The organism is Labilibacter marinus, from assembly GCF_001659685.2.
GTDB lineage: Bacteria > Bacteroidota > Bacteroidia > Bacteroidales > Marinilabiliaceae > Saccharicrinis > Saccharicrinis marinus.
The window spans coordinates 197,093-217,999 of the sequence record NZ_LXYE02000019.1 but is presented as its reverse complement, the minus strand read 5'-3'; the positions used below and the strand labels follow the sequence as shown (position 1 = coordinate 217,999).

General features: G+C 35.4%; 19 protein-coding genes and 2 tRNA genes. 14 read left to right on the top strand and 7 right to left on the bottom strand.

Going from position 1 to position 20,907, the window contains the following annotated elements; all coding sequences use genetic code 11:
- Positions 1-291: 291 nt before the first annotated feature.
- From A8L32_RS08995 to A8L32_RS08985, 3 genes are all read left to right on the top strand, one after another.
- Positions 292-1,329 carry a sensor histidine kinase gene (locus tag A8L32_RS08995; RefSeq protein ID WP_075590448.1) on the top strand — a complete coding sequence of 346 codons (1,038 nt, stop codon included), beginning with the start codon at positions 292-294 and terminating at the stop codon, positions 1,327-1,329.
- A 126-nt stretch (positions 1,330-1,455) separates the two neighbouring features.
- Complete coding sequence (locus A8L32_RS08990; RefSeq protein ID WP_075590447.1) at positions 1,456-2,157, top strand: response regulator transcription factor; 702 nt, start codon at positions 1,456-1,458, stop codon at positions 2,155-2,157.
- Positions 2,158-2,279: 122 nt separating this feature from the next.
- A complete protein-coding gene (locus tag A8L32_RS08985; protein WP_083631242.1) occupies positions 2,280-2,705 on the top strand; it encodes an SPOR domain-containing protein in 426 nt (141 codons plus the stop codon).
- Between the two features lie 109 nt (positions 2,706-2,814).
- Here A8L32_RS08985 and A8L32_RS08980 read toward each other — a convergent pair whose 3' ends face one another.
- Complete coding sequence (locus tag A8L32_RS08980; RefSeq protein WP_075590446.1) at positions 2,815-3,453, bottom strand: HAD family hydrolase; 639 nt, start codon at positions 3,451-3,453, stop codon at positions 2,815-2,817.
- 86 nt (positions 3,454-3,539) lie between these two features.
- Here A8L32_RS08980 and A8L32_RS08975 point away from each other — a divergent pair.
- The 5 genes from A8L32_RS08975 (at position 3,540) to A8L32_RS08955 (ending at position 7,741) form a co-directional block, all read left to right on the top strand.
- Positions 3,540-3,613 (top strand) — tRNA-Ile (locus tag A8L32_RS08975).
- Positions 3,614-3,956: 343 nt separating this feature from the next.
- Complete coding sequence (locus A8L32_RS08970; protein WP_075590445.1) at positions 3,957-4,154, top strand: sulfatase/phosphatase domain-containing protein; 198 nt, start codon at positions 3,957-3,959, stop codon at positions 4,152-4,154.
- Positions 4,155-4,216: 62 nt separating this feature from the next.
- Positions 4,217-5,716, top strand: a complete 1,500-nt coding sequence (locus A8L32_RS08965) for an alpha-L-fucosidase (protein WP_075590444.1) — start codon at positions 4,217-4,219, stop codon at positions 5,714-5,716.
- A 3-nt stretch (positions 5,717-5,719) separates the two neighbouring features.
- On the top strand, positions 5,720-6,952 hold the full coding sequence (locus tag A8L32_RS08960; protein ID WP_075590443.1) for an extracellular solute-binding protein: 1,233 nt from the start codon (positions 5,720-5,722) through the stop codon (positions 6,950-6,952).
- A gap of 285 nt (positions 6,953-7,237) precedes the next feature.
- On the top strand, positions 7,238-7,741 hold the full coding sequence (locus A8L32_RS08955) for a MaoC/PaaZ C-terminal domain-containing protein (protein WP_075590442.1): 504 nt from the start codon (positions 7,238-7,240) through the stop codon (positions 7,739-7,741).
- Between the two features lie 81 nt (positions 7,742-7,822).
- Here A8L32_RS08955 and A8L32_RS08950 read toward each other — a convergent pair whose 3' ends face one another.
- The 5 genes from A8L32_RS08950 to hpt all read right to left on the bottom strand — a co-directional run bounded on the left by A8L32_RS08950 (position 7,823) and on the right by hpt (position 13,008).
- Positions 7,823-8,701 carry a helix-turn-helix domain-containing protein gene (locus A8L32_RS08950; RefSeq protein ID WP_075590441.1) on the bottom strand — a complete coding sequence of 293 codons (879 nt, stop codon included), beginning with the start codon at positions 8,699-8,701 and terminating at the stop codon, positions 7,823-7,825.
- A gap of 314 nt (positions 8,702-9,015) precedes the next feature.
- Complete coding sequence (locus A8L32_RS08945) at positions 9,016-10,842, bottom strand: MutS-related protein (protein WP_075590440.1); 1,827 nt, start codon at positions 10,840-10,842, stop codon at positions 9,016-9,018.
- Positions 10,800-11,810, bottom strand: coding sequence for a GTPase ObgE (gene obgE, locus A8L32_RS08940; RefSeq protein WP_075590439.1), 1,011 nt, complete (start codon positions 11,808-11,810; stop codon positions 10,800-10,802). The genes A8L32_RS08945 and obgE overlap by 43 nt, the downstream gene beginning before the upstream one ends.
- Positions 11,811-11,882: 72 nt before the next feature.
- Positions 11,883-12,455 (bottom strand): adenylate kinase, encoded by a 573-nt coding sequence (locus tag A8L32_RS08935; RefSeq protein ID WP_075590438.1) that lies wholly within the window; start codon positions 12,453-12,455, stop codon positions 11,883-11,885.
- A gap of 16 nt (positions 12,456-12,471) precedes the next feature.
- Positions 12,472-13,008 (bottom strand): hypoxanthine phosphoribosyltransferase, encoded by a 537-nt coding sequence (hpt, locus tag A8L32_RS08930; RefSeq protein WP_075590437.1) that lies wholly within the window; start codon positions 13,006-13,008, stop codon positions 12,472-12,474.
- 121 nt (positions 13,009-13,129) lie between these two features.
- Here hpt and purE point away from each other — a divergent pair, with 121 nt between their 5' ends.
- The 3 genes from purE (at position 13,130) to A8L32_RS08915 (ending at position 16,564) form a co-directional block, all read left to right on the top strand.
- A complete protein-coding gene (purE, locus tag A8L32_RS08925; protein WP_075590436.1) occupies positions 13,130-13,636 on the top strand; it encodes a 5-(carboxyamino)imidazole ribonucleotide mutase in 507 nt (168 codons plus the stop codon).
- Between the two features lie 100 nt (positions 13,637-13,736).
- Positions 13,737-14,561 (top strand): PorV/PorQ family protein, encoded by an 825-nt coding sequence (locus A8L32_RS08920; protein WP_075590435.1) that lies wholly within the window; start codon positions 13,737-13,739, stop codon positions 14,559-14,561.
- Positions 14,561-16,564 (top strand): helix-hairpin-helix domain-containing protein, encoded by a 2,004-nt coding sequence (locus A8L32_RS08915; RefSeq protein ID WP_143525045.1) that lies wholly within the window; start codon positions 14,561-14,563, stop codon positions 16,562-16,564. Before A8L32_RS08920 ends, A8L32_RS08915 begins: the two co-directional genes overlap by 1 nt.
- Before the next feature lie 22 nt (positions 16,565-16,586).
- Here A8L32_RS08915 and recQ read toward each other — a convergent pair whose 3' ends face one another.
- A complete protein-coding gene (recQ, locus tag A8L32_RS08910; protein ID WP_075590433.1) occupies positions 16,587-18,767 on the bottom strand; it encodes a DNA helicase RecQ in 2,181 nt (726 codons plus the stop codon).
- Positions 18,768-19,097: 330 nt separating this feature from the next.
- On the opposite strand from recQ, the gene tatC reads away from it, so the two are divergent.
- The 3 genes from tatC to A8L32_RS08895 all read left to right on the top strand — a co-directional run bounded on the left by tatC (position 19,098) and on the right by A8L32_RS08895 (position 20,879).
- Positions 19,098-19,913: a twin-arginine translocase subunit TatC gene (tatC, locus tag A8L32_RS08905; protein WP_075590432.1), complete on the top strand. Its 816-nt coding sequence runs from the start codon at positions 19,098-19,100 to the stop codon at positions 19,911-19,913.
- Positions 19,914-19,938: 25 nt separating this feature from the next.
- The gene (gene lptB, locus A8L32_RS08900) at positions 19,939-20,700 is read left to right on the top strand and encodes an LPS export ABC transporter ATP-binding protein (RefSeq protein ID WP_075590431.1); all 762 of its coding nucleotides are present in this window, start codon (positions 19,939-19,941) and stop codon (positions 20,698-20,700) included.
- Positions 20,701-20,794: 94 nt separating this feature from the next.
- Positions 20,795-20,879, top strand: a tRNA-Leu gene (locus tag A8L32_RS08895).
- Positions 20,880-20,907: the final 28 nt, after the last annotated feature.

The window sequence follows — 20,907 nt, the reverse complement described above, 5'->3', positions numbered from 1 at the left end:
TTGAGCTGCAAATATAATTTGGAAATACCTAAAAAGCTAAAAGACCTACTTTTATTAACGTTTTAATAATTTAGTAACACTTGCGGGTAAAATATAATGTAAAAATTACCTTCGTAACTTGTCAGTTCTATATTATTGGCATTATTTTGTTTTCATTAATTTGGTCATGGTATGACCTGACAAATAGAAATTGTAAAATGAAACTGGCATGGCCAGAGCAGATATTAATAGGCACACAGGAGCTTGATTAAAATTTGCGTTTGTTGTTAAGGTTTTGCTAATTTTAAACATATGAAAAATATTACTTCAAAGAAACTAACTGCTTTATCCACCTCTATTTATTTTTTTCTTACAATTCTATTTTTTCTGGTTAATTATTTTTCGTCTGATATTATTATCTCTTTAGTGATATCTATACCCATATTATTGGTTTTGTATAGCTTGTATGCTGGTTACTTTATCAATAGTTTTATAAAGTCTAAAGTAAAACCCATTTATAAGACAATCCATCATTTTAAACCATCTACCACTGGTGATGAGCCAGATAATGATAAAGATCCGTTTGCAGAAGTTAATAGGGAAGTGGCTGATTGGATGCAAGGAAAAACCAAGGAGATTCAGCAGCTAAAGCAGATGGAGAAATATAGAAAGGAGTTTTTAGGTAATGTATCGCACGAGCTAAAAACACCTATTTTTAATATTCAGGGATATATACTTACGTTGCTGGATGGAGGAATTGATGATGCAGATATCAATATGTTGTATTTAAATCGTACAGAAAAAAGTATTGATAGAATGATTACCATTATTGAGGATTTAGAAGCAATATCAAAACTGGAGGCAGGAGAATTAGAGATTAATTCTGATGGATTTAATGTTTTTCAATTGATTGAAGATGTTTTTGATTTGCAAGAAATTAGGGCTACGGATAAAAATATAGAACTCAGTTTAAATAAAGCAGGCGAAAAGCAATTGATGGTGAATGGTGATAAACAGCGTTTGTTTCAAGTGTTTAGTAATTTGGTAGTTAATTCCATTAATTATGGTAAGCAAGGAGGAAAAACCACTATCAACTATTACGATATGGATAATCGTTACTTGATTGAGGTGAAGGATAATGGAATTGGTATTAAAGCCTCTGATTTACCCCGAATATTTGAGCGTTTTTATAGGGCCGATAAAAGTAGATCGCGAGAGCAAGGAGGTACAGGTTTAGGCTTGGCCATAGTAAAACATCTAATAGAAGCGCATAATCAAACCATTAATGTAACCAGTACTTTTGGTAGTGGAACAAGTTTTACCATAACGTTGGATAAAGCTAAAGCCTAGTCATTTAAGGCTTGGTTTTTGGGAATTATAAATAATATAACTTTATATTTACAATCAGTTAACAATTGAAAAGTGCAGAAATGAATCATTTATGTACCTTTCCCACCGAATTCAAATGCTTTAAATATGATAGAAGCTGATAATTTTAAGATTTTATTAGTTGATGACGAACCCGATATTTTGGAGTTTGTTAGTTACAACCTTAAGAAGGAAGGATTTCAAGTAATTACTTCTCAAAACGGAAGTGAGGCTATAGAAATAGCAAAAAAAGAAATTCCAGAGTTAATAATTTTAGATGTTATGATGCCTGAAATGGATGGCATTGAGACATGTGAAGAAATAAAAAGAATACCATCTTTAAAAAATACCATTGTTGCCTTTTTAACAGCACGTGGAGAAGACTATTCTCAGATAGCTGGTTTTGATGCTGGTGCTGATGATTATATCTCAAAACCAATTAAGCCAAAGGTGCTAATCTCTCGGGTAAAAGCATTGCTAAAAAGGTATAATCCTGAGAATGGAAGTGCTCCTGAGGAAAAGTCGGATGTGATAAAAATTGGTGATTTAGTTATCGATAGAGAAAAATACATCATTATTAATAAAGGAGAGGAGTTGGTACTTCCTAAAAAGGAATTTGAGCTACTTATGCTTTTAGCCTCCAAGCCAGATAAGGTTTTTACACGTGATGAAATTTACAATTCTGTTTGGGGTGATAGTATTATAGTGGGAGATAGAACCATCGATGTGCACATCAGAAAGGTAAGAGAGAAAATTGGGCAAAACCATATTAAAACAATTAAAGGAGTAGGGTATAAATTTGTTGAGTAACAATATTCTACAACTATTAAGGTAATATAAAAAGGGAAGCCAGTAGGTTTCTCTTTTTTTATACTCGCAAAAAGAATTATCTTACGCTAGTAAAATAAGATCATATATCATTTTAAGAAACTATGATGTACAGAGCAATATTTATATGCATTGTCTTATCGATAACATTTGTTGGTTGTGGTAAGAAGAAAGAAGAGCCTAAGAAAAAGGTAAAGCAGGAAACGATTAAACCAAAGCCTGTAGTAAATAAGGACACGGTAAAAGTAGTGGAGAAACCAAAGCCTGTGGTAGTTCCTCCAAAACCTGATAATAAGTACTTTTTAATTGCTGCAAGTTTTGTGAAAGAGGCAAATGCGATTAAGTACAAAGACGAGCTTAAAGAGCAAGGTTTTGATTCAGAAGTGATTGTGCGTAGTAGAGGTGTAAATCAAGATTTCTATAAAGTGTCGTACAAAGGCTTCTATGATAAAGATGAGGCTTTTAAAGAGCTAGCCCTTGAAAAAAGAAATTCACAGTACGAGGGGGTTTGGTTATTGATTAAGAAATAAGCGAATACATCATCGTTAATCTATTATGGCATTAACGATGATTTGTATTAGGAGTATGGTATAATTGTTTTTCGAAGCAGATGATTAACGCTTACTCAGAGTCTATATTTTAATATCCAGCTTCTTGAATTAATGCATTCATACGAGGCACCCATTCGTCGGGATGCTCTATGAGCCACGATTCAATTCCTAGGCGTTTTGCAGTCTCTATATTAGCTGGCCCGTCATCTAGAAATAGCGTTTCTTCAGCCTTAATGTTTGCATGCTCCAATAGGGCTGTAAATATGTTTTCGTGAGGTTTGCTCATATTCATTTCATAACTATAGTATACCTGATGAAAAAGATTGCGGAGATTCCCGACAATCGGCACAGAGTTTTCGCAAGAATCAATGTGTAACTCATTGGTATTGCTTAATACATATATATTATGTGTCTCCTTTAGTTTTAGGATAGTTTCTATTCTTTCGGTTTTATAATTCAATAGCAAGGCATTCCAGGCATCTTTTATCTCATCACTACTTACCTCATCCGGCATACGTTTTTTAATTTCCTGAATAAACTGTTCGCTATTTATTTTGCCTTCTTCAAAATCGCAGAAAACACCTATTTGTTTGTACTTACTTAAAAAATCACCTTTCTCGCTAAAACCTAGTTTTCTAAAGCGTTCATAGGTGATATTCAGATCGATATCTATAATTACGTTTCCTAAATCGAATATAATATTTTTTTTATCTCTCAAATTTGTCATAAAATGTTGATATAGTATTTGAATTATTCAGATAACTTACTATTTTTGCATCCGCAATATACAAAACGCTTTTTGTATAACAAGCCGGGCCTATAGCTCAGTTGGTTAGAGCACCTGACTCATAATCAGGTGGTCCCTGGTTCGAGCCCAGGTGGGCCCACTATAATAAAGCCACTTACGTTATTTCGTAAGTGGCTTTTGTTTTTTCTGCATACGGCTTTTTAATATACCCTATGAATTAGAAATTCTACACGTATATTCTTCTCTTTAAATATCGTTTGCTGCAATTAGTAATTCGATTCCTTATTCAATATTCTTTGTTTCAGTGCATGTTGGCCATTACTTCTGTCAATTTTATGATATTCTATGTTCTAATATCGGAAATGGACTATGATTTACAGGTTTTGTGGTTTTATAAAAATACCTTTTCAAATAATTTTACATACCAATAAATAGGGATAATTCAACTACCTTATAATAGAAGGAAATATGGTGTAGCTGACATGACTCCTCACTCTTGGGAGTTTTACGTTTTAAGGAATGATCCCCAGGAGTTAAACAATTGTTATGATGGCCTAGAATACAAGTGTACAATGAAAGAATTAAAGGCTGAATTACTGAAACAGAGGGAAGAGTTGAACGAAACGGGTGTGAATTGTCCAGAAATTCAAACGATTGTTGATAAACATTGGAATGAATAATAGAGCCAGATGTCAATTCAAAATAAGCTGAAGCAAACTAATATTTGATAAATAATATACATATGAAAATTAGCAATTATATCATCATGTCTTTATTGCTTTTGGCCGTTTATAGCTGCCAGCAGAAGGAAGCAGAGAAAAAAGAAGTAAAACATTTTGAACCTACTTGGGAATCGTTGCAGCAATACGAATGTCCAGAATGGTTTAGGGATGCTAAGTTTGGTATTTATACACACTGGGGTGTTTATTCGGTTCCTGAAGATGAGTCGGATTGGTATGGCACTTATATGTATACCGAAGGACATCCAAATAATAAGACCCATAAAGAAAATTATGGTGATCCTAAGGAGTTTGGGTACAAAGATTTGGTACCACTTTTTACTGCACCTAAGTTTGATGCTGATGAGTGGGCTGACCTATTTGTAGAGTCGGGAGCACGTTTTGCAGGTCCTGCAGGTGAACATGCTGATGGTTTTTCGATGTGGGATTCAGAAGTGAACCCATGGAATTCAGTTGATATGGGGCCTAAGCGCGATATTGTGGCTGAAATGGAAAAGGCCATTCGTAAGCGTGGCTTAAAATATGTTGTAAGTCTGCACCATTCATGGTTATGGGGATGGTTTCCAACATGGGACGAAAATACGGATTGTTCTGATCCAGCAAATGCATCCTTATACGGAGAGAAAGTACCTGTATCGGCTTGGAAGGTAGAAGGCAGCAAAGGTTATTATACGGTGGATCCAATGCCAAGTGCCGAATTTGAACGTGTATGGCTCGAAAAGGTAAAGGAGGTTGTAGATGGCTATAATCCAGATTTACTTTGGTTTGATAATAGAGTGCAGATATTATCTGAGAAAACTCGCCAGAAGATGATGGCTTATGCCTATAATAATGCAGCTAAAAACGATCAGGAATTTGTATTAACGTTTAAGCGCCCTGACTTTCCGTTAGGAACAGGAACGGTTGATCTTGAGCGTAATCGTATGCCAAAGATATATCCAGACCCATGGTTAACAGATAACTCAATCTCTAAACAACGATGGATTTGGCACAAAGACTTAAAATGCTACCCTACCAATAATCTTATTGATGACTTGGTTGATATTGTGAGTAAAAACGGGAACTTACTATTGAACGTGGCACCGCACCCTAATGGCACCATTCCTGATGATCAAAAGCAACGACTTCGCGAAATGGGTAAGTGGTTAAAGTTGAACGGGGAAGCTATTTATGAAAGTCGTCCATGGTTGATATTTGGTGAAGGTCCTACCGAAACAAAAACGGGGCATTTAGCCGATATGAAGTTTGATGGTTTTGGTGATGAGGATATTCGTTTTACAACACGCAACGGGCAGTTATATGCCATTGCTTTAGGGTGGCCCAAATCAGGTATTCTTCCAATTAAATCATTAAGTACCACATCTTTTAATGGAAGCATTGATAAAATAGAATTGATTGGTTGTGATTCTCCATTGACATGGAAACGTAATACAACAGCCTTAGAAATTCAATTGCCGGATACTAAGCCTTGTGAGCATGCCTTTGTGTTTAAAATTAATTAGTAGATGAGTACAAACAAGCTAAGAGTTGCAGTTAGGAAATATGATCCTTTTCAATCTGCAATGAAAAAAATATGGCGCAAGTTTAAGCAAGAGTATAACTGCACCATCGAGGCAGAATTTGTTGCCTTAGATTTGCATCCTTTATATGAGGAGCTTATTGATAAAAATGGATTGAAAAATGGCGATTGGGATATCACTTTTATCAATACCGATTGGATTGCGGAAGCAGTTGAATATGGTCATGTAGAGAATTTAAACCAGTTTTTTGAGAAGTCGGCACCGCAGCAATATCCAGATGCATGGTCGCCATCTTTGTTGAGAATGCAAGAGTTTAATGGTTGTGTTTATGGGCTTCCCATGCATAATGGTCCCGAGTGTTTGATTTATAGAAAGGATCTTTTTGAGAATCCGATAGAGAAAACAGCATTTAAAGAGAGGTATGGTAAGGAGTTGAAGGTGCCAAGTACCTGGGAAGATTTTAATATTATAGCTGAATTTTTTCAACGACCTGAAGAGGATTTATACGGGACTGTTTTTGCTGCCTATCCCGATGGTCATAACACGGTTTTTGACTTTTGTTTGCAATTGTGGACAAGAGGAGGTGAATTGATGACATCGGATGATAAAGTGGTGCTGAATTCTAAAGCGGCAATAGAAGGTATGAATTATTATAGAGCTGTTTTAAATAATAGCAAAGTGATACATCCTAAGTCTCGCGATTTCGATTCTGTACAGTCGGGAATGGCTTTTGCGAATGGCGAGGTTGCTATGATGGTAAATTGGTTTGGTTTTGCACCTATGTGTGAGGTTTCCGATAAGTCCAAGGTAAAAGGTAGGGTGGATGTGGCTAATGTTCCTGCAGGAGAAAATGGGCAAGGGGTTTCGCTTAATGCATATTGGTTGTATGCTTTAGGTTCAGGCAGCAAGAATAAACAGCTGGCCTACGATTTTATGCAATATGCCATTCGTCCTGAAAATGATAAGTTAATGACGATGGAGGGAGGAATAGGCTGCAGAAAGCAAACTTGGCAAGATGATGAGGTGAATGAAATTGCACCATATTTTCATAAGTTAGAGGAGTTGCATAAAAACACAAGAGCCTTGCCGTGTATGGCTGATTGGGCCAAAATTGGTGAAGTAATTGATAAAGTTGTTCTGGATGTAATAAATACAGATGAGGCTATTGAGCAAATATTAAATAGGGCACAACAAAAGCTTGACAATATTCAAATATAGAAGTCTGTGAATATCGATTATAAACAGACTTTACCTTAAAAAAATAGGACCATCATTATTATAGTAGGTGGAGGCATTGTTAATGATGCTCACTTACCTGCATATAAATTGGCTGGTTTAAAGGTTTATGGTATTACCAATAAAACAAAGGAAAGAGCTATTAGCTTAGCCAAAATTTAATATTTCGAGAGTTTTTGATAGCGCAGAAGCAGCTTGCATTTCAAGTGATAATGGAAGTGTGAAGTCATTAAATAATAAGAATAATTAACTTTTAATTTTACAGATATGCCAGAAAATACACCAGTAGAAAAGCATAACGACATTAAGCTTTACAATACAGAGGATTGGCTTTATGAAGATTTTGTAATCGGTCAGAAAGATCGTTCTATAAGTAGAACCATTTCAGAAGGGGAGTCTATGATGTTTAACGGACTTGTATTAGATATGCACCCTTATGTTGGAGATGAAAAGTTTGCCCAAGAGCAAGGGCTTTTTGGAAAGCGCTTGGTAGCTGGAGCTATGGTCTTTAGTTTAGGTTTAGGTTTAATGGCCAATAATAATGTGAATACATTTAGCTATGGATATGATAAACTTCGCTTTATAAAACCTGTTTTTATTGGTGATACTATTTATACCATCAGAACACATCTTAACAAACAACCAAAGTATGATGAGATGGGATTGATTACAGTAAGTTACGAGGTGTACAAGCAGCCGGGAGAATTAGTGTTGTATTGCGAACACTTACAGACGGTTAAGTATCGAGATTCAGAGAGTTTTAAAAAATAATATTAAGCCTATTAGTTGTGGATTATTGAAAGCGGAGGGTTTGGTTTAATACTTCCCTCTGTTATTCAACTTTTAAGTTTACTAAAACGGATTAAACTCGTTTGTTAAGTTGTTTTTGTATTCTCTTGGGGCTTGATGAATATACTTTCTAAATACTTTTCCAAAACTGGTAGTCGACGAAAAACCACATTGATGGGCTATGTCAGTAATTGAGTTTGATGTTGTATTTAATAACATTAAAGATGTTTCAATACGTTGTTTGTTAATGTAGTCCAAAGGAGTTTGAGCTGTTAATTCTTTAAACTTTCGCGTAAAATGGTCTGGCGACATATAAGTAGATTTAGCTAAATGTGCAATCGTAATATTCTCATGCAAATGCAGATGAATGTATTTTATTGAGCTTGATATATGATTATCAGTTTCATTGCTCAGCTTCATTCGCGAACCTTCTATAAATTCAGATAAAAACAGGTTCAGAATTCCTGCAGATTTTAGGATGTCACTAGCATCACTATCTATATTTCTATTAATACCTAGTTTCATCTGCTTTTGATAAACCTTAGGGTTGCCTGTTGGAAGTCCCATTCCTTTATTTATTTCACAAAGCTCTTTGAAGTATTCGTAATGGTGCGCAGCTGCTTTAATTTCATTCTTGAACCTATACAATAAGTAGATACTTAAATTGTTGGGTAGATTTATGCTGAAGGTAGCATAATATTGCTCCATAAATTCAGGACATTTGTATGTACACTGAATGTAACTTGGAATTAAATAGAGGTAGCCTTTTTTAAGCTTAACGGATGTTTCGCCAATCTGAATAAACCCTTCACCTTCCGTAATTAAATACAATCGCGAAAATGGACTAATGATATTCTTATAGTCCCATTCTTTACCTAGCTTACAGTGGTCAATAGAAGAAAGGTTATATGATGTGCTATTTAATATGCTAAAGACGTTCATGTGATATAGCTTCAATTCTTATGTTCAGGCTGTTATCCTTCGTTTTTTACGATTGTAAATTAGTGATATTATCGGAAATAAACGAAAGTGAAATTGTGTAAAAACGATGAGACATAAAAAAACGAGTCCAAATTAATGAACTCGTTTATTGCAAATTTTGTGAACCGAAAATAATTTAACGGTAAATAACTCTCCTTGTAAATAAGTTTATAAAAACTTAGTCAATAGGAGATTGAGTAATATCAACGTAAAAAAAATCAAAAAAATTATTAAAACATAACGTTTTAGGGTTTTTTTTACTGAAAATGAAAAAATTAGTTAGATATGATAATTCCCATTTTTTTCATGAGGTAGGTGGCGTTATGATTTTGCGTAACTCCATCATGTAATTTGTAATCAAAAATAAGTTGGTTATTTCTGTTTTCAACCTCAAAGCATAGGTTGGTGATTTTACCTTTGGTTTCCTCTTCAAGCACGCCTAATTCAAGGTCGTGGGTAGCAATCATACCATAGGCATTGAGTGAAAGCAAATGTTTAATTAACTCCATGGAGCCATAAGTTTTATCTTTGGAGTTGGTGCCTTTTAATATCTCATCCAAAATGATAAATACATCCTTGCCTTCTTTTAATTGGTCTATGATATATTTTAATCTTTTTAGTTCGGCATAAAAATACGATTCGTGTTTCATCAGCGAATCGGTAGTTCGCATATTTGAAATTAAAGGCATAGGTTTAAAGACCATTTCTTTAGCACATACAGGCATGCCACTTCTGGCAACAATATAATTTAATCCTACGCTACGTAAAAAAGTACTTTTCCCCGACATGTTGGCTCCTGTAATCAAAGAAAAAATGGAATCTTTAAAGTCGTAATCATTGCAAATACGTTCGTTTCTATCTAACAAAGGGTGACCTAGTTGAGTAGATTGAAGCACAGTGGATGAGTGGGGTGTAGGATAAGTGAAATCGGGATGGTTATAGGCATAGCCAGCCATACTATTTAAAGCGTCAATCTCATGAACTACATCCAGCCATACTTCCATATTTTTAGTATTGCTTTTTAGCCATCCTTCAATTTTAGCCACCCATTTAAAATCCCATAACATTATTCCATTCAGTATAACTCCAGCAAGCATGCCGTTTCTTTGGTCAAATTGACCCATATATTTACTCAGCTGTTGAATAACTGCAGAAGCCTTTGTTTTATCTGAAAGTAAATTTTTTTGCAGTTGATTTAACTTTTCTGATGAGAATTTCTCTTTTGAAATAAGATCGGTTAAAATGGCGTATTTCTGAAGTATTCCTGTTAATGAAGAAAACTGATGATTGATTCTGTTAAGGCTTTTTAGGTTAGACCCGATGAAACTTAAGTTTAAGAAAAACAACATTGTAGGGACGGAGGCAGGCAGTCCAACGAAAGTAAGTCCAATAGAAATAAAAAATACCCAAGGTAGTATAGCGGTTAAAATTTTAAATGCCTTTCCTTTGCCTTCAATAAAAGGAGTGTAGTTTTTAAAACCATTGAGTTTGTCTAAGTCTTCTTTAGTTTCGTTCAGCATATTCCCTTTGGCATAGAAATTCTGACGGAAATCTAATCGGGTGGAGATTTCTTTTATACTCTCTTGTTCACTCAGTATGTCTTCTTGTTCTAGCAAAGGATCACTAATCTTTTGCTTTAAGCATTCAGTTCCTGCTAGTGTTGAAGACCTGTTGATGAATTGAAAAAAAGATCCTGGACCATATAAATCAAGATCGTGGGCAAAGTCGTGCTGAGGATTAATAAACTCTTCACCCGATTCAAATACGCTCCAATCGCGATGTAAAGCTTTAAGTTCGTTTTTATTGAGTTGAATGAGAGACTGGAGTTCTGCTTTATGTTTTTTTAATAGGATAAAGCGCTTAACTAGCACTCCAAAACAAACTGCAAATCCAATAAATAAAAGCGCTGCAGCTATTGGTGAATAATCGTAAATATAAATTGGAGCGGCAAATAACGAAAGGAAGATAAGTACCCTTATCCAGCCCGACTTTATAATCTTTTTAGATATTTGCTGCAGTTGGCCTTCATACAAGGAACTTAATTCCTCGTATTTACTTTCTATTTCGTTATATCCTTGTTGGATTCCTCCAGTGATTTCCATATCATATCTTTTAGTTCGGTAATGCCCAAATTGGCCACCGAAGATATAAAAGTATATGGAATTTCAGGAAGGTCTTGTTTAATTTCAGTCATTAACTCTTCGTCAAGCAAATCGCATTTCGAAATAGCTAATATTCGTTGTTTATCCAGTAATTCAGGATTGAAGTTTTTAAGTTCGTTTAATAGAATTTCGTACTCTTTCTTAATATCATCAGCATCCGACGGAACTAAAAATAAAAGAATGGAGTTTCTTTCGATATGTCTTAAAAAACGCAGACCTAAACCTTTTCCGTCACTAGCTCCTTCAATAATCCCAGGGATATCTGCCATTACAAAAGATTTGTAATCTCTGTAGTTTACAATTCCCAGGTTAGGCACTAATGTAGTAAAAGCATAATCTGCAATCTCGGGTTTTGCTGCAGAAACCACCGAAAGTAAAGTCGATTTCCCTGCATTGGGGAATCCCACTAAACCAACATCTGCTAATACTTTTAATTCCAGAATAACAGGTACTTCAACTAAATCCTGACCAGGTTGTGCATAACGAGGTGTTTGATTTGTGGAGGTTTTAAAGTGCATATTACCTCTACCTCCTAAACCACCTTTAGCTAAAATGTATTCTTGGTTTTCATCGGTAATCTCGCAGATTACTTCTCCCGTTTCTGCATCTTTGGCAATGGTTCCAAGCGGAACGAAAATCGTTTTGTCTTCTCCTTGTGCTCCATAGCTGCCCTGGCCACTACCCGACATACCATGTCCAGCAAAAACGTGGCGTTGAAACTTAAGGTGTAATAAAGTCCAATGGTTACGGCTACCTTTTACAATTACGTGACCACCTCTACCACCATCGCCACCATCGGGTCCACCCTTAGGGATAAACTTTTCGCGACGCATATGCATAGAACCAGCTCCACCCTTTCCTGAACGACAGAAAATTTTAACGTAATCAACAAAATTGCTGCTTGCCATAACCTAGTTTTTAAAATAATAAGCCACGGTAAGATATAACTTCCGTGGCTTTTATAAAATTATTGTAATTTCTTATTTAGCTGCATCAATAGCTTCGGCAATTGCACCAAAGATATCATCAACAGAGCCAACACCTTGAATTGATTTATATACTCTTTTCTTTTTATAGAAATCAATAACTGGTTTAGTTTGCGTTTCGTAAACGTTGATTCTTTTTTCAATTGTTTCTAAGTTATCATCAGAACGACCAGAAGTTTCACCTCTCTTTAATAAACGCTCCACTAACTCTTCTTTAGGAACTTCAAGGTTTACCATTACAGAAACCTTTGTTTTGTACTCTGCAAGTAATTCGTCAAGAGCAGTAGCTTGTGCCTCTGTTCTTGGGAAGCCGTCAAAAATAACACCGTTAGTGTTTGATAAAGATTCAATTTTGTTGTCAATCATTCCAATGATAGTCTCATCAGGAACTAATTCTCCTTTGTCGATGAAGCTTTTAGCAATTGTGCCTAATTGAGTATGGCCGCTAATTTCGGCTCTCAATAAATCTCCGGTAGAAATATGAGCTAAGTTATACTTCTTAATAATATTTTCACTTTGGGTACCTTTACCCGACCCCGGAGGGCCAAAAATCACTACATTCAACATTTTAACTATATTTTATTTATTCAACAACGGTGTAAATATCAGGTAAATTCCTTCCGTAACCATCATAGTCAAGACCATATCCAACAATAAAATCGTTAGGAATATCCATGCCTACATAATCCACATCAATATCAGCTTTGCAAGCCTCTGGCTTAAACAGCATGCTGGCTACTTGTAAATCCTTTGGATTATAACCTTTTAGTTGTTTTAGGATTTTTTCAATGGTTATACCTGTGTCAATAATATCTTCTAGTATAACAATAGTTCTACCTTCAATATCTTCGGTTAATCCAATTAATTCTTTAACCTTACCTGTGGTTCCTGTTCCTTCGTAAGACGATAATTTAACAAAGCTTATTTGGCAAGGAAAATCAAGTTTCTTCATCAAATCTGCAGCAAACATAAAAGAGCCATTTAAGATACAAATCATTAATGGGTCCTTATCTGCTAATTCTCTATTCATTTTGTGGGCAATTTTTTCAATTGCCGCGTCAATTTCTTTAAAAGGAATAGACAGTTCAAACTCTCTGTCTAATAGCTTTATACGCTTCATTAAATGGGGGAATTTTTAATTTAATGCCGCAAAAATACAAAAAATTACCATGTAAGAGGTATTTTATTTTTATAACTTGTTAATTTTGCGCTAGTTTAAACAATTTACAAACAGAATTACTATGCAAGCAGTAGTTAGTATTATTATGGGTAGCACATCCGACTTGCCTGTTATGGAAAAGGCAGCTCAAGTGCTTAATGATTTGAAGATTCCATTTGAAATTAATGCTTTATCGGCACACAGAACGCCTGAAGCTGTTGAGAAATTTGCAAAAGGTGCAGAGGAAAGAGGAATAAAGGTAATTATCGCTGCTGCAGGTATGGCTGCGCATCTTCCTGGTGTAATTGCATCTATGACTAAGTTACCAATTATTGGTGTACCTATTAAGGCATCTTTAGATGGTTTAGATGCATTGTTAGCAATCGTTCAAATGCCTCCCGGAATTCCTGTAGCGACAGTTGGAATTAATGGAGCTCAAAATGCAGGTATTCTTGCAGCACAGATGATTTCTTTAGGAGATCCTGTTTTAGCTGAAAGAGTAGCTGATTTTAAAGATAACCTGAAGGTTAAAATCGAAAAAGCGAATAAAGAGTTAAGTGAAATTAAATATGATTTTAAAACAAACTAAGATAAGTTTGATTATTGTACATATTTATTGACTTCTTTATTTGGTCAAATTTTATAAAAAAGGTAACTTTTAAGGTGCAAACTTAAAGTTACCTTTTTTTATGGGCCCAAACCAACTATTACTATGGATCTATTTTATGCTGTTGTCATCTTCAGCCATAGGACAATCTAGTTTTTTTATTTCACCAAATGCCATGGGCAAAGGTGGTGTTGGAGTAACAGATAATGATAGCTGGAGTAGCATTATAAATCCTGCAGGTACTGCTCAATTAAAAAGTGCGAACATTGCGGTTGCTTATCATCTTCCATATTTTGTGGATGAATTAAGCTATAAGTCTATCTCAGGAATACTTCCCTTCAAATTTGGTGTTATTGCAGCTTCCGTAAATCAATACGGTTTTTCTCTCTATCAAGAAAATACATTCAATTTGGCTTATGCTAGGGGAATAACATCAAACTTGGATGTAGCCTTTCAATTCAATTATTTACGGACTCACATTAGTCAATCTGGATCTGGAGGCAATTTATACGCGGGCTTAGGATTGCGATACGCCGCTCTAGAGAACCTCGTTTTGGCGTGTTATATTTCTAACCCTGAAAAAGCAAATATTCAAATTAATGATGAAGTAGAAAAAATTACATCCTTGTTTGTGCTTGGTTTTAAGTGGTTAAGCTCTGATAATTTTAATGTTTCTGCTGAAGTTGAAAAGCAAACAGACTTAGAGTTGATATATAAGCTTGGTTTAGAATATAGCATTAAAAACAGAGTTTGGTTAAGGACGGGTATTTTAGGAAAGCCATCTGTTTATACAATGGGCTTAGGTTTTAATGTACATCATTTTAATTTGGATACGGGTATTGCTATTCATCCAAGCTTGGGTGTTTCATCATGCTTTGGTATTTCTTATCAATTTAATAAAAAGTGATGAAACAGTTTCTGCTTCTTATAATGTTTCTGTCGTATATGGTTGTCGTTCATGCGCAAGAGACCATTAATCCGGTAAAAGTTATCGAGGATTTATTGGAGTCTATGGCCGAGAATAAAAATAACTTAAAGAATAATGCACAGGTATTTGATGACTTGGTAGAATTATATGAACGCCCTGTTGAGTTAAATTTAGCTAATAAGGATGATTTAGAAAAGTTGGTATTTCTATCGGATATTCAAATAGTTAATTTGATGGAGTATGTTAAAAATGCCGGGCCAATATATTCAAAATATCAATTGCAAGGTGTGGATGGTTTTGCCAGGTCTGATATTGAGCGATTAATGATGTTTACCTTTGTTGGTGAAGCTAAAGCTGACAGTTATAAGCCAAAGTATATAAACGGTCAAGTTATATTTCGCGATCAGTTTAATGTTGAAAATGCTAAAGGATATTTAGCTGATGAAGGAGCTTTAGGATATGAAGGCAATAAGCATCATTTATATTCACGCCTTCAATTATCTTACGGTAGCAAATATAGCGGAGGTTTAGTAATGGATAAAGATCCAGGAGAGAAAATGTGGCCTCCTGATTTTATTTCGGGATACGCCATGTATAACGGTAAGGGTATTGTAAAAACAATAATAGTAGGCGATTATCATGCAAATTTTGGTCAGGGTTTAGCTATGTGGACAGGCACCAGCATGGGGAAATCTTCAGAGCCTTTAAGTATTCGGAAAAGAGGAGCGGGTATTCGTAAATATTCATCGGCCAACGAGTTTGCTTTTTTAAGAGGCGTTGCCACTGAGGTTAGTGTAGGAAAGTTTGATGTGTCTGGATTTATTTCCCATAAACAAAGAGATGCAGGTCTTTCAGAATTAAAATTGGTTTCGTCCATGCCTGAGACAGGTTATCACAGAACAGCCAATGAATTGCAGAATAGAAATACCCTTAGGCAATCTATTTATGGTGTCAATGTTAATTACCGACGCAGTCATTTAACATTATCAGCTGGTGGTTATTGTCAAAAATTTAATGCTGATTCGATTGAAGTTGGTGATTTGTATAAATATTTGTCACATGAAAGAATCCAATCTAAACAGGGGTGGTTATCCTACAATTACGGACTCCATAAAGTATTGATGTTTGGAGAGCTAGCTTATGCAGATAACGGTGGATTTGCCATGCTTAATGGACTCCAATTTAAGCCTGTAAATAATGTTTCTTTGGCCTTGTTGTATCGGTATTTTTCTAATAATTACTATTCAACATGGCAAAATGCTTTGACTGAAAATTCTTTAGCTGCAGGCGAATCTGGGTTTTATTTAGGGATGGATATCTATCCTGTTTCAAAAGTGAGAATATCTGGTTATGCTGACTTCTTTAAAACCAATTGGTTAAAGTATTCTATAGATAAACCTTCATATGGCTATGATCTTTCCTTGCAAGCAGATTACACCTTTAATAGGCAACTTAAAATTTATTTGAGGTATAGAGAAAAAGATAAGCTAAAGAATCAGACACTTGAAGAGTTGTCTGGCTTTAATGTAGTGCAGACAAATATTAAGAAGCTTCGATTGCATGCAGATATGCAAACCAATGAAAACTGGATGTTGCAGATGAGAATAGAAAAGTCGTTTTATAAAGAGGAGAATAAGACTGATTCGCAAGGTGTATTGTCCTATGCAGGAATAAAGTATTCTTCTTCCAATACTAAGTGGGCTTGCTGGGTGCGTTATTTAATTTTTGATACGGATAATTATAACACTCGTTTATATGCATACGAAAACGACTTGTTGTACAACTTTTATACTCCATCGTTTCAAGGAGAAGGTTCAAGAGTTTATGCTATGCTTCGATATAAGCCATTGCCTAAAGTTAAGCTATGGCTAAAAGCTGGGCAAACCAGATATAATGATAGAGAAGAGATGGGCTCTGGTTTGGAAACTATATACTCAAGCACCAAAACAAATATTCGCTTACAGATGCAAATTAAGTTTTAAGTAGTATGTTATAGCATTTGAATTAATTGCCTACCTCCGATAAAAATTTGATTCTAACCAAACGAATGTTCTCTTCAGAGTATTCGTCCTCACCAAGTTCATCCAATGCGCTACCTATATCATCGGTTTCAGCATCTTCCTTGAAGTAGTAAAAAATATCATCTCTGTGGTCTTCATCCATCACTTGATCGATAAAATAATCAATATTCACTCTTGTGCCAGAATATACAATTGATTCAATTTCTACCAGTAGTTCTTGCAAATTTAAACCTCTTGATTCAGCAATGTCATTAAGCGGGATCATTCGGTCGATGCTTTGAATAATGGCAATTTTATTTTTAGATTTGTTGGCTACGGATTTAACTACCATATCAACAGGACGCTCAATTTCGTTTTCCTCAACATGGTTTTTAATCAGTTGAACAAATTCTTTTCCAAAACGATTGGCTTTACCAGAACCAACACCTGGAATATTCATCATTTCTTCCAAGGTAATTGGGTAATGAATGGCCATGGCTTCCAACGATGGGTCTTGGAAAATAACAAACGGAGGAAGATTTTTCTTCTTGGATATCTTTTTACGTAAATCCTTTAGCATGTTAAAAAGCTGTGGGTCGACTGCTGCTGTGCCACCTACTGCTTTTTCTTCCATATCGTCAACGTCAAACTCGTGCTCCTGTGTAATCATAAACGAACGAGGCTTTTCTAAAAAAGCTTTTCCTTTATCGCTTACTTTAAGGATTCCGTAGTTCTCAATTTCTTTAACTAATAAGCCCGCAACTAATAACTGACGAATAACTGCATTCCAGTATTTTGACTCCTTTTCTTTTCCAGCGGCAAATAACTTGTGCTCATGATGCTTGTACGATTTAATGGCAGAGTTAGCATCTCCTGCAAGGAATGGGGAAATATGGTCTGCTTTAAAACGCTCTTTAAGCTCTAGCACCGTTTTTATCATTAATACAACGTTGTCTTTGCCTTCACTTTGTTCTTTCGGATTAGTGCAGTTGTCGCAAGTATCACAATTATCTTCATGATGGTGTTCACCAAAGTAATGCAGTAATATCTTTCTACGGCATATTGAAGATTCTGCATAGGAAACCGTTTCTAACAATAGTTGCTTGCCAATTTCTTGTTCGGCAATAGGTTTCCCTTGCATAAACTTCTCGAGCTTCTGAATATCTTTGTAGCTGTAAAAAGTAATACACTTTCCTTCGCCACCATCTCTACCAGCTCTACCTGTTTCCTGATAATATCCTTCTAAACTTTTCGGAATGTCGTAATGCATCACTAACCTCACATCAGGTTTATCAATACCCATTCCAAATGCAATGGTAGCAACTATAACATCAGTTTCCTCCATCAAAAAGGCATCCTGATTTCCTGCTCTAGTGCCAGCATCCATACCTGCATGGTACGCTCTTGCTTTAATACCATTTACCACAAGCATTTCTGCCAGTTCTTCAACTTTTTTTCTGCTTAAGCAATATATGATGGCCGATTTGCCAACGTTTTCTTTAAGGATTTTGATGATTTGTTTAGTGGCGTGCTTTTTAGAGCGTACCTCGTAAAACAAGTTTGGTCGGTTAAACGACGATTTAAAAACCAAAGAGCCCACCATGCCTAAGCTTTTTTGAATATCGCTTTGTACTTTGGGCGTAGCTGTGGCCGTAAGTGCCATCAGTGGTTTAGTGCCAATCTCTTCAATAATTGGTCGTATTCTTCTATATTCTGGTCTAAAGTCATGACCCCATTCTGATATACAGTGTGCTTCGTCTACTGCATAAAACGAAATCTCAACTCTTTTTAAGAATTCTATATTTTCTTCTTTAGTCAGTGATTCAGGAGCTACATACAAAAGTTTGGTTTTGCCAGAAAGCATATCCTCTTTAACCTTTGCTATAGCTGCTTTTGTCAGGGATGAATTCAGGAAATGAGCAATGCCATCGTCTTCACTGAAATTACGCATGGCATCCACCTGATTTTTCATTAAAGCAATTAATGGAGATATGATTATCGCTGTGCCTGGTAGTATTAATGCCGGCAATTGATAACATAAGGATTTACCTCCTCCAGTAGGCATTAATACAAATGTATCATTACCTTTAAGTACATTCTCAATAACTTCTTCTTGGTTTCCTTTAAACGTGTCAAAACCAAAGTGTTTCTTTAGATGAGCTCCAAGATCAACCTTTTTTCCCATAACAATCTATCATTATCCTCTTACTTACCGCATCAAACGGACAGGAGACTAAAATGTTTCTTTTTATTCCAAACGATCACCATAAACAAAAATACTTTTTATTCGAGAAATTCTTGTACTTATCTCAAAAAAAACTACAAATATCTAATTTTTAGTTAGCAAGATATGCTGTAATTGCTGCTATATCTACAATTCGGAGATTTAAATAAAGAATAAGAAGTCCTAATTCCTATTATTGGCAATGTAAAATTACTGTGTTATCTTCGCAAACATTAAGAAAACTATTTAAATTTTGTTTTTAGCGTTTAAGCTAATCTAAGAATACTTTCAATGGCAGAATCAGAGAAGGAAGAAATGACATTTTTACAACATCTTGAAGAGTTGAGATGGCATTTGGTAAGGGCATTTGTATCGGTTTTTATTGTGGCTGTGCTTGCCTTTATGTATAAGGAGATACTGTTTGATGTAATTATTTTTGGCCCCAGTAGGCCTGATTTTTTCACCAACATAAAGCTTTTTGAGTTAGGTCAAATGATTAATATGCCAGCACTTGGTATAAATCAAACAAAATACGATTTTCAGAATATATTAATGGCTGGCCAGTTTACCATGCACTTAAAAGTGTCATTTATTGCTGGATTAGTGGTTGCCTTTCCATATATCTTTTGGGAGTTTTGGAGGTTTATAAAACCTGCTCTTTATCAGCAGGAAGTAAAGCATTCCAGAGGAGCCATATTTTTTGCTTCGGTGTTATTTTCGGTAGGTGTATTATTTGCATATTATGTGATTTGTCCATTGTCTGTTCACTTTTTGGCAAACTATAAAGTAAGTGCCATAGTTGAAAATGATTTAAACCTGGGGTCTTACATATCAACAATAACGTCTATTGTGTTAGCTGGGGGAGTCATTTTTGAATTACCTATCCTTATTTATTTTTTAGCTAAAGTAGGCCTTGTTACAGCAGTAACATTAAAAAAATATCGAAGACATGCTATTATCGTTAGTTTACTTTTAGCAGCAATAATTACACCTCCTGATATTATTAGTCAGGTGTTGGTATGTTTTCCTTTAATATTTTTATACGAAGGCGGCATACTAATTGCTAGAAATATTGAGCGTAAAAAACTAAAAGAACAAATGCAGTAGGTCTCGATTAAAAAATAGTAGAATTATGTCTGAAGAAAATTTAGTACTACATACTAGCAAACTGGTTAAAAAATATAAAAGTCGAACTGTTGTAAAAGGTGTTTCGGTAAGAGTGGAGCAGGGAGAAATTGTTGGATTATTAGGTCCTAATGGAGCAGGTAAAACAACAACTTTCTACATGACGGTGGGTTTGGTTACCCCCAATGAAGGAGAAATTTACCTGAATGATACAGTGATTACTAAAGAGCCAGTATACAAAAGAGCGCAACGGGGGATCGGATATCTAGCACAAGAGGCGTCTGTTTTTCGTAAATTAAGTATAGAAGATAATATTAAGGCTGTACTTGAGATGACCGATTTTACGAAGGAATATCAGAAGGAACGTCTTGAAGAGCTTTTGGATGAATTTAGTTTAGGACATATTCGTAAGAGTTTAGGAATTCAACTTTCAGGAGGAGAGCGTAGACGTTGCGAAATTGCACGTGCATTAGCGATTAACCCAAAGTTTATTCTTTTAGATGAACCGTTTGCTGGGGTAGATCCAATTGCGGTTCAGGATATTCAGGAAATTGTAGCCAAGTTGAAGTATAAAAACATTGGTATATTAATTACGGATCACAATGTACACGAAACACTTTCGATAACTGATAGAGCCTATTTATTGTTTGAAGGTAATATTTTAAAGGCAGGAACAGCCGAAGAATTAGCTGAGGACCCTGAAGTAAGAAGGCTTTATTTAGGAAATGATTTTGAATTGAAACGCAGAGTTTTTGATATAGGAGGTTGATAATTAGAGTGTAGTAATTTAATTTGCTTTTTTTTGAAAATAAATTTGCAGATTAAAATAAAAAGAGCTTATCTTTGCATCGCAAAAAAATAACGCGGATGTGGCGTAATTGGTAGCCGCGCTAGACTTAGGATCTAGTGCCGAGAGGCGTGGGGGTTCGAGTCCCTTCATCCGCACCAAGCAAAAGATACAAAAACCGTCTCACTT